This window comes from Accumulibacter sp., assembly GCF_023806635.1.
Lineage (GTDB): Bacteria > Pseudomonadota > Gammaproteobacteria > Burkholderiales > Rhodocyclaceae > Accumulibacter.
In genome coordinates, this window is record NZ_JAMTDQ010000096.1 from 1 (window position 1) to 9536 (window position 9536).

Annotated in this window: 10 protein-coding genes and 1 pseudogene; 5 read left to right on the forward strand and 6 right to left on the reverse strand. The window is 65.7% G+C overall.

The annotated features are described in order from the left end of the window. Positions 1-82: 82 nt before the first annotated feature. Positions 83-2281: a response regulator gene (locus tag NFW30_RS16845; protein WP_295357257.1), complete on the forward strand. Its 2199-nt coding sequence runs from the start codon at positions 83-85 to the stop codon at positions 2279-2281. 126 nt (positions 2282-2407) lie between these two features. Here NFW30_RS16845 and NFW30_RS16850 read toward each other — a convergent pair whose 3' ends face one another. The 6 genes from NFW30_RS16850 to glyQ are packed head-to-tail and all read right to left on the reverse strand — an operon-like array spanning position 2408 to position 7988. Next, positions 2408-2890, reverse strand: a complete 483-nt coding sequence (locus tag NFW30_RS16850) for a phosphate-starvation-inducible PsiE family protein (RefSeq protein ID WP_295357260.1) — start codon at positions 2888-2890, stop codon at positions 2408-2410. Positions 2891-2948: 58 nt separating this feature from the next. Next, entirely contained in the window at positions 2949-3755 is an 807-nt protein-coding gene (locus NFW30_RS16855; RefSeq protein WP_295357263.1) for a SprT family zinc-dependent metalloprotease, read from the reverse strand. Next, a complete protein-coding gene (locus NFW30_RS16860) occupies positions 3739-4482 on the reverse strand; it encodes a lysophospholipid acyltransferase family protein (RefSeq protein WP_295357266.1) in 744 nt (247 codons plus the stop codon). Before NFW30_RS16860 ends, NFW30_RS16855 begins: the two co-directional genes overlap by 17 nt. Beyond that, the gene (gene gmhB / locus NFW30_RS16865; protein ID WP_295357269.1) at positions 4482-5018 is read right to left on the reverse strand and encodes a D-glycero-beta-D-manno-heptose 1,7-bisphosphate 7-phosphatase; all 537 of its coding nucleotides are present in this window, start codon (positions 5016-5018) and stop codon (positions 4482-4484) included. The genes NFW30_RS16860 and gmhB overlap by 1 nt, the downstream gene beginning before the upstream one ends. After that, positions 5015-7087, reverse strand: a complete 2073-nt coding sequence (glyS, locus tag NFW30_RS16870) for a glycine--tRNA ligase subunit beta (RefSeq protein WP_295357272.1) — start codon at positions 7085-7087, stop codon at positions 5015-5017. The genes gmhB and glyS overlap by 4 nt, the downstream gene beginning before the upstream one ends. Before the next feature lies 1 nt (position 7088). Next, positions 7089-7988, reverse strand: a complete 900-nt coding sequence (gene glyQ, locus NFW30_RS16875) for a glycine--tRNA ligase subunit alpha (RefSeq protein WP_295357275.1) — start codon at positions 7986-7988, stop codon at positions 7089-7091. Positions 7989-8153: 165 nt separating this feature from the next. Here glyQ and NFW30_RS16880 point away from each other — a divergent pair, with 165 nt between their 5' ends. The 4 genes and pseudogenes from NFW30_RS16880 to NFW30_RS16895 form a co-directional block, all read left to right on the forward strand. Beyond that, positions 8154-8666 carry a hypothetical protein gene (locus NFW30_RS16880; protein ID WP_295357278.1) on the forward strand — a complete coding sequence of 171 codons (513 nt, stop codon included), beginning with the start codon at positions 8154-8156 and terminating at the stop codon, positions 8664-8666. Further along, entirely contained in the window at positions 8590-8949 is a 360-nt protein-coding gene (locus NFW30_RS16885) for a recombinase family protein (protein WP_295357280.1), read from the forward strand. The genes NFW30_RS16880 and NFW30_RS16885 overlap by 77 nt, the downstream gene beginning before the upstream one ends. Before the next feature lie 41 nt (positions 8950-8990). Further along, positions 8991-9128: pseudogene (locus NFW30_RS16890) on the forward strand (recombinase zinc beta ribbon domain-containing protein); the annotation flags it as partial. Between the two features lie 97 nt (positions 9129-9225). After that, the coding region (locus NFW30_RS16895) for a group II intron maturase-specific domain-containing protein (RefSeq protein ID WP_295372369.1) at positions 9226-9536 on the forward strand (311 nt) is incomplete at its 3' end.

Here is a 9536-nt window from a genome sequence, read left to right on the forward strand (position 1 = left end):
CTCACCCCGGAATAGCTCGGGACGGAGAGGCTTGAATAGGGCGGGACGTAACAGCGGGTCGTCCGACGCCGGTTGGCATGAGATGACATTCCGCATCCGGGATCCCGAGGGCAACTGGCGCTGGCTGGAGCATGTCTGCCAGCCCGTGTTCGACGACAATGGCCAGTTCCAGGGCCGCCGTGCGTCGAATCGTGATGTCAGCGAAAGCGTCGCGATGGCAAGGCGACTGGCCGATGCCCTGGCGACGGCCGAGAAGGCGGCGCAGGCCAAGAGCGAGTTTCTCGCCAACATGAGCCATGAGATTCGCACGCCATTGAACGCGGTCGTCGCGTCGTCGCTGCTGATGCTCAACGACATTCGTGAGCCTGGCCAGCGCCGGCGGCTGCAGCGGATCGTGTCGTCCTCGCAGCATTTGCTGGCCCTCATCAGCAGCATCCTCGACCTCGCCAAGATCGAGGCGGGCAAGATCGAAATCGAGAGGACGCCGTTCATGCTGGCGAGCGTGCTCGACACGGTTTCGAGCCAGGTTGAAGAACGCTTGCGTGACAAGGGCGTTGCCTGGCTGGTGGAGATCGGCCCTGGGGTTCCGGAGCGCCTGCTGGGCGATCCCTTGCGGCTCGGGCAAATCCTGGTCAACTTTGCCGGCAATGCCGTGAAGTTCACCGACCGGGGCGAGGTTGCCCTGACCGTGCACCGGGTGGGGGAAGATGCGGCCGGGCATCGCATCCGCTTCGCCGTGCGCGATACCGGCTGCGGCTTCGATCCAGCCAAGGCAGACCGCATCTTTCGGCCCTTCGTACAGGAGGACGGTTCGACGACACGCAAGCATGGCGGCTGTGGACTGGGCCTGGCGATTTGTCGCCAGCTCGCCGGCCTGATGGCCGGAGCAGTCGGCGCCGAGACCGAACCCGGACGCGGCAGCACGTTCTGGTTCGAAACGACGCTGCCGGAAGCCGTCCCTCAGCCATTCCTGGTCAGCCGGGCGAAGCTCAAGGGCCGGCGCGCGATGTTGATCAGTGCCGAGGTCGGGGCCGTCGACCAGATCCGCCACATCCTCGCTCGGCAAGGTATCCATGTGCAGCAGGCGGATGCGGTGCATCAATTGCTGACGCGCATCGACGTAGCCGCCAGGGCCGGCCGGCCGTACGATTTCATTGTCTGCGTCGGGTACGGCACCTTCCTCGATGAACTGCTGGACGCAGCAGCGGCCACGCCTCTCTTGGGGCCTGCCGGCCAAGCGGTGCGGCCCTACCGGATCTGGGCGTTTCGGGTTGGCAACGTACCTGCGGACCAACCCGACGAGAAGTCAGGTTTCTTCGATGCCATTGTGCCGCTGCCGGCCGACGCAGATTATCTGGTCGAGGTGTTGCACGGACTGCTCGCCGGCCTGCCCGCGGACACCACGGACGGCACGACACCTGGCACGACAGCTGGCACCGAGGATGGCTCGGCGTCAGACCTCTCGCTCTATGCGAGTTGCAAGCTCCTGCTGGTCGAGGACAATGCCCTCAATCAGGAGGTGATGCTCGACGTGCTGACGGCTGCGGGGTTGCAGGTGGACGTGGCGGACGACGGCCGCGTGGCAGTGAGCATGGCTCTCGAACGGCACTACGACCTGATCCTGATGGACATGCAGATGCCGGTGATGGGCGGGATTGAAGCGACGCGGGCGATACGACGCCTGGCGGGCTACCAGGAAACGCCGATCCTCGCCATGACGGCCAACGCCTTCGAGTCGGATCGGCAGCGTTGCCTGCAGGCTGGCATGAACGATCACTTGGGCAAGCCGGTCGTTCCGGAGCGCCTTTATACTGCCCTGCGCCAATGGTTGCCGGTTCCGGCCGGCGTGCCGCAGCCATCGAGGATGCCCGACCACGCCGTGGCGCCGCAGGCGACCCTTCCGGAGGATGGGACGGATTTCCCGGCGATGGCGGGCCTCGACATCGCCGCGGGCTTGACCTACGTGCGCGGCAAGCGTGCCCGCTACCGGCACCTGCTCAAGCGTTTGGTGCAGTACCACATGCACGATCCGGTGGCGATCCGGGAGAACCTCCGCACCGGTTGCTTCGTCGAGGCGCGCCGCTTGGCACATTCGCTCAAGGGAGCTGCGGCGACGCTCGGCGCGGACACGATCCGATCGACCGCCAGCCGGATCGAGCTTCAGCTGCAAGACAGGAGCCCGTCGGAACTTGCCTCCGGTCATCTTGACGAGGAGCTGTGGGCGCTGGCGCAAGCGCTGGCCGAACTGTCGCAGGGCCTGGCGTCCACCGCCGCGCCTTGATCTTCCGGATTCGAGCTTGCGGCCGATCCACTCGCCATGCCGCAGGAGGAGCGACTCCACTTCGTGCAATGGTGGACGTCCCCGCTGCGGCGGGGATGGTCCGCAACCCGCTGTCAGCGGCTGCAGTCACTCGCCATTCGGCCTTGCCTGCTTTCGGCGCAGCGACTTGGTCAGGTAGTAGCCCACTGACAAAGCCAGGGCGAGTGCCGCAGTGGCGTAGACGTAGTCCGGACTGACTTCCTTGTAATCGAGGATGACGATCTTGCGGAGAACCGCCATGTAGGCGGTTGCCAGCACGATGTCGAGGTGCAGCCCGTCTTCCTGGAGGTAGCTCACGATGTTGACGAATACTTCGATGGCGATCAGCACGGCCATGAAGGCACCAAAGGTGGCGAGAATATCGCTGATCTCGAGCAGAAAATAGGGATGCACGCTCACCCGGCTGTAGAGCACGTAGACAACGTCGGCGACGCCCCACCAGATCACCAGGACCATCAGCACCGCCAGTACGCGTGCCGCATGGCGGATGCTGCTGCGCAGGCGGCGGATCAGCGGATCGTCCGGAAAGGCATTGTATGGCGTGTCGGTTTCCGTTTGCAGCTCCTTCATTGCTACCTCCCATGATTCGAGGAACGTCCATGCCGGCGAGAATCGACATCGTCGACCGTCATGGCCCATCGCCGCAGGTGGCGTGGTCCGTGCATCTATTCTGCACGAGACCCGGAAGCGTCCTGCCGAGTACCCGCAATTCCACCCGCAACGCTTGCCAGTTGGGGCAGACACCAGAGACGATCGCCCAGAAGCGCGGGCTGTGGTTCATCTCGCGCAGGTGCGCCAGTTCGTGCACGACGACATAGTCGATGACCGGCTGCGGGAAATGCAGCAGTCGCCAGTTCAGGCGAACGCCGCTGCGGGCGCTGCAGCTTCCCCAACGGGTGCGCGCGGCGGTGAGGCTCAGGCGTGGTTGCGGCACTTCCAGCACGCGCGCGTAGTGCGCCAGCCTTTCGCGGAAGAGTTCGCGTGCCCGTTCGCGCAGTGCCCTCTCGAGGACCCGCTGCGCGTCTGCAGGCGTGCGCAGGCCCAGCGTCAGCGTCGCTCCGCCCGCGTGCAGGTTCCACAGACAGCGATTGCCGCCAAGTGCCAGGCGGATCGTCAGGGTCTGCCCAAGGAAGGGCAGCTGCAGGCCGTCGGTGATCGTTTGCAGCCGTTCCGGCCGGCGCGCGCGCCACTCGTCGAGCTTGCGACCGATCCATTCGCCATGCCGCAGGAGGAGCGACTCCACTTCGTGCAGCGGTGCACGTGGCGGGGCGCCGACACGCAGGCCACGATGATCGATCGACAGGCCGATGGTCCGTCGTTGGCTGCGACGCAGGACGTAGGCGACCGTCCGCTCGCCGAGCTCGATCGTGCGATGAGTCTCGCTGGCCGCCGGCTGCCGGCTGCCAGCGCCCGCCCTTTCAAGCGGCGACGACATCGGCCGCAGCCGGATAGCGGTGTGGCGAGATGCGGCGCATCTCGGCCTCGATCCAGGCGGCGGCGAGGGCGTTGATGCGCGCCGCCGACTTGCCGGCAGGGTCGATCGGCGGCCCAATGCTGACGGTGATGGTTCCTGGGGAGACGGCGAAGACGCTCTTGCGCCAGAACTCGCCGGCATCGTGTGCCACCGGCACGACCAGACTGCCGCCGCGCAGCGCGAGGTGGGCACCGCCGGGCTTGTAGCGCGCGGTTTCGCCGGGTTCGACGCGCGTGCCTTCGGGGAAGATCACCACCCAGTAGCCGGCAGCGAGCCGCTCCTTGCCCTGCTCGAAGACCTGCTTCAGAGCGTCCTTGGCCGCCGCCCGATCGATCGAGATCATCTTCATCGCCGCCAGTCCCCAGCCGAAGAAGGGGACGCGCAACAACTCCTTCTTGAGGACGAACACCAGCGGCGGCAGGATGTCCTGCAATCCCACGGTCTCCCAGGCCGACTGGTGCTTGGCCATCACCACCGAAGGCGCTGCGGGCAGGTTCTCGCGCCCGAGAACGCGGTAGCGCAGCCCGAGGAGACCCCGGCACAGCGCCATGAAGCCCTTGCGCCAGCAGGCGATGATGCGGTAGCGGGCAACCATCGGCAGGGCGATCGCGAGCGTCACCAGGAGCCCGAACGGAACCGTCCACAGGCCGACCAGCAGCATGAAGAGGGCCGTGCGCCAGGCGGCCATCAGAGGAGGAGGATGTGGTCGGTGGCGGCCGCCAGATCGGCGAAGACCACGGTACCCTGCGGCAGGCCGCCGTCGATCTGCGTCTGCGTTCCCTTGCCCGTCAGTACGAGCAGCGGCAGCGCACCGACAGCGGCGGCTGCCTGCAGGTCGCGCAGCGAATCGCCCACCGTCGGCGTCCCCGGCAGGTCGATGTTGAAGCAGCCGGCGATGCGCTCGAACATGCCGGTCGCCGGCTTGCGGCAGTGGCAGCCGGCGTCGACCGCGTGCGGGCAATAGTAGATCGCGTCGATGCGCCCGCCGGCGGCCACGACCGCGCGGTGCATCTTGTCGTGGATGGCGTTCAGCGTGTCCATGTCGAACAGGCCGCGGCCGACGCCCGACTGGTTGGTCGCCACCACCACCCGGTAGCCGGCCTGATTGAGGCGGGCGATCGCTTCCACGCTGCCCGGGATCGGACGCCACTCTGCCGGCGACTTGATGAACTGCTTCGAGTCGAAGTTGATGACGCCGTCGCGATCGAGGATGACGAGTTTCATACGGCCAGCTTCGAGATGTCGGCGACCGCGTTGAGCTCCTCGTAGAGCGCTCTCAGGAGGCCGAGGCGGTTGCCGCGCAACAGCGGCTCATCGACATTGACCATCACTTCGTCGAAGAAGCGGTCGACCTCGCCGCGGACCGCAGCGAGCACCTTCAGGGCATCGGCGTAGTCCTCGTTGGCGACGTGCGAGCGGACCAGCGGCGCCATCAGGACGACGCGCTGGAAGAGGGCTTTTTCGGCTTCCTCCTCGAGCAGCGCGATATCGGGTTCCGGCAGTGCCTCATCCGCCTTCTTCAGGATGTTGCCGATGCGCTTGTTGGCGGCGGCCAGTGCCTGCGCCTCGGGCATCGCCTGGAACTCGCGTACCGCTGCCAGCCTGGCGGGAACCAGATCGATGCGCGTCGGCCGTTGCGCCAGCACCGCCTCGATGGCGTCGACCGGGTGTCCCGCTTCGCGGAGCATGCCGCGCAGGCGGTCGAGGAGGAACGCCAGCAGGTTCTCGTCCACCGCCGTGAGCCGCACTCCCTGCAGCAGCAGCGCGTCGCGGGCGTCGGCGATCAGCTCGCCGAGGTCGAGTGGCAGTGGCGTTTCCATCAGGATGCGGAGGACGCCGAGGGCGGCGCGTCGCAGGCCGAACGGGTCTTTGTCTCCGGTCGGCAGCTGGCCGATGCCGAAGAAACCGACGAGGGCATCGAGCTTGTCGGCCAGTGCGGCGGCACAGGCGATGTTGCCCTGCGGCAGCGAGTCGCCGGCGAAGCGTGGCCGGTAGTGCTGCTCGATGGCGTCGGCCACTACCGGCAGGCCGCCCTCGTGGAGCAGGTAGTAACGGCCCATGATTCCCTGCAGTTCGGGAAACTCGCCGACCATGTCGGTGAGCAGGTCGATCTTGGCGAACAGTGCCGCGCGCTCGGCGAGGCTGCCGTCGGCGCCGAGCCTTTCGGCGATCGCCCGAGCGACGCGGCCGAGGCGCTGCGCCCGGTCACCGAGTGAACCCAGCCGGTTGTGATAGACGACGTCGCCCAGTCGAATGACGCGATTGGCGAAACCGGCCTTGCGGTCCTGGTTGAAGAAGAAGCGCGCGTCCGACAGGCGCGGGCGGACCACCCGCTCGTTGCCGCGGATGATGTGCGCCGGATCGTCAACCTGCATGTTGGCGACGATCAGGAAGCGGTTGAGCAGCCTGCCCGCGGCGTCGAGCAGCGGGAAGTACTTCTGGTTCTGCTGCATGGTCAGGATCAGGCACTCCTGCGGCACCTCGAGGAATTCCGCCTCGAACTCGCCGACGTAGACGACCGGCCATTCGACCAGCGCCGTCACCTCGTCGAGCAGCGCGGTCGCCGGATTGATGCGGGCAGCAAGGCTGCTCGCCGCTGCTTCGAGCTGGGATGCGATCAGCGCCCGGCGCTCGCCGAAGGAAGCAATGACCTTGGCGGTGGCCAGTCGCGCCGCGTAGTCATCCGCCCGCTCGATGACGACCTCGCCGGCGGACAGGAAGCGGTGTCCCATCGTCGTCCGTCCACTGGCCAGCCCGAGGACCTCTCCCGCGACGATCTGGCCGCCGTGCAGCAGGATCAGGCTGTGCGCCGGCCGCACGAACTGGTGCTCGGAATCACCCCAGCGCATCACCTTCGGGATCGGCAGCCTGCGCACTGCCTGGGCAACGATGGCGGCGAGGTGCGCCGACAGATCCTCGCCCTTCTGTTCGCGCCGCGCAACGAAGTACTCACCCTTGGCATCGCTCGTCCGGTGCAGTTGCGCGAAGCCGACGCCGGCGGCGCGCATGAAGCCTTCGAGGGCGCGCGTCGGCTGTCCGGCGGCGTCGATTGCGCCGGCTACCGCTGGCCCCTTCTTCTCCAGCAACCGGTCGGGCTGGCGTCCGGCGACCTCGCTGATCGTCAGCGCCAGCCGGCGCGGCGTCGCGTAGGGTGTGCAGACACTGGCGGCAGTGGTGAACTCCTGCGCCCGCAGCGCTGAGAAGACCGCATCGGCGAAGGCTTCCGACAGCAGCTTGAGCGACTTCGGCGGCAGTTCCTCGGTCCGCAGCTCGATCAGGATCGTCTCGTTCATTTCATTGCGCTCCACCGCTGGCCCGGCACATCGGAAAGCCGAGCGCCTGCCGCGAGTCGTGGTAGGCCTGCGCGACTTCCCGCGCCAGCGCGCGCACGCGGCCGATGTACGCCGCCCGTTCGGTGACCGAGATGGCGCCACGCGCGTCGAGCAGGTTGAAGGTGTGCGAGCACTTCATGACCATTTCGTAACCCGGCAGTGCGAGACCGGCAGCGATCAGGCGACGCGCCTCGGATTCGTGTTCGCCGAAGTGGCGGAACAGCAGCTCGACGTTGGCATGCTCGAAGTTGTACTTCGATTGCTCAACCTCGTTCTGGTGGTAAACGTCGCCGTAGGTGACGCGGTAGCCAGGCCCCTCGGCCCAGACCAGATCGAAGACGTTCTCCACGCCCTGCAGGTACATCGCCAGGCGCTCGATGCCGTAGGTGATCTCGCCGAGCACCGGCCGACAGGGCAGCGAGCCGACCTCCTGGAAATAGGTGAACTGGGTGACTTCCATGCCGTCGAGCCAGACCTCCCAGCCGAGTCCCCAGGCGCCAAGTGTCGGGCTTTCCCAGTCATCCTCGACGAAACGGATGTCGTGCTGCGCCGTGTCGATGCCAAGCGCACGCAGCGAGTCGAGGTAGAGGTCCTGGATGTTGGCGGGCGAGGGCTTGAGCACCACCTGGTACTGGTAGTAGTGCTGCAGGCGGTTGGGGTTCTCGCCGTAGCGTCCGTCCTTCGGACGTCGCGACGGCTGCACATAGGCAGCGTTCCAGGGTTCGGGCCCAATGGCGCGGAGAAAGGTGGCGGTGTGGAAGGTGCCGGCACCGACTTCGATATCGTAGGGCTGCAGCAGTGCGCAGCCCTGTTTGTCCCAGAACTCCTCGAGACGCAGAATGACTTCCTGGAAGGTGGGCATGAGAGATTTGGTGGGGCAGGACGAGAAGGCGGGATTTTACTTCGTTTCGCACGGGGCTGCTGTTGATCAGGCCTTTTCCCAGCAGTTCTCATTTCAAATCCGCGCAAGGCGGTGGTTGGCTGAGGCTGGCTGAGGTTTGCGCACAGGGATCGGTGGGATTGGGCGATGAAGACTGAGGGGAACTCGATCTTTTCTGAAAATAATGCTGGTAAACAGTGTGTTATGGTGTTAACCTACATGTCGCGCGCCACCGATTCCGAAAGGGCACAACGGGTGAACAGCGCCTTCGATCTGCTTGTTCGTGGTCACAGCCTCAGCGAGGCCGCGCAAGTATTGACCGAATCATTCGCGTTGTCGCGTCGCCAGGCCTATCACTACCTGCAGGAGGCACAGGAACTCGCGCTGCCGCTGCCGGTTGCCCAACCGACCATTCCCGTCACGATCAAGATCCCCGGCGAGGTCGTGGGGGAGTTGCGCGCGTATGCTCAAGAAAGCGGCCGGACGATGGGCGGATTGTTGGGTGCGCGGTATCGGCGTATCTGGCCAAAGCACGCCAACATGGTTGATCGGCGCCGGCAGGGTCATGACGTGTATCTGGACTATGTCTGTGACCGCCTGCTCGCCGCCAAGCTTGAGCAAGTCTACGGCACAAGCCGCAGTGGTGCACCAAGTCTATGATCTTTATACCGCTGACTGCTTGTCGATCGGTGCGATCACGCGTTGGCTGAACGAGCAGGAGGTGCCGACCCGAAAGGAAGGCACCCGCTGGGAACGCTCCACCGTCTGGGCGATGCTTCGCAATCCGGCGTACAGGGCCAGGCTTGCTTCGGCAAGACCCAGATCGCAGTACGACAGCGCGTCAATCGTCTGGCCCGGCAACGCGGGCGATTGCCGGTACGCAACAGCGCCAGCCTGGAGCGCCCGCGCGAGGAATGGCTCGAGATCGCTGTGCCCGCCTTGATCCATGAGGAGACGTTTGCCCTCGCCGAGGAACGTCTGGTGGTGAACAAGAAGTACGCGGCTCGGCGCACCGTCGAGCCCAGCCTGCTGCAGGGGCTCGTACACTGCCGCCAGTGTGGCTATGCGCTCTATCGAACCTCGACCCGCAGCACGGCACGCAAGATCTTCTACTACCGCTGCCTCGGCTCGGATGCCTCTCGCTACGACGGCCAGGCCCGCTGTGATCAGCGCCCGATCCGGCTTCACCCCGGCGGTCAGCAACAAAGCGTTGACGGCGATGCGGGCAACGACACGCAAACTGAACTACCGAAATCGGACGGAGCTGAGCCTAGCCGACATTTCCCGACTGCACAATCCAATCCTGAGGGGTTGGCTCGCGTATTACGGAAGATTCTATCGGTCGGCGCTGTACCCCGTTTTCAGGCACTTATCACCTCATGCGCTTCATGCAGCAGCGCCTCGCTCCCAACGCCCCAGACACCAGCTGACTCACCCCATCCAATTGTCCTGGACCTCACCACTCCCGGCCATGGGGGTCGAAATGAGAACTGCTGATGGTTTCATCCGTGCAGCCATCGCGACACCAGT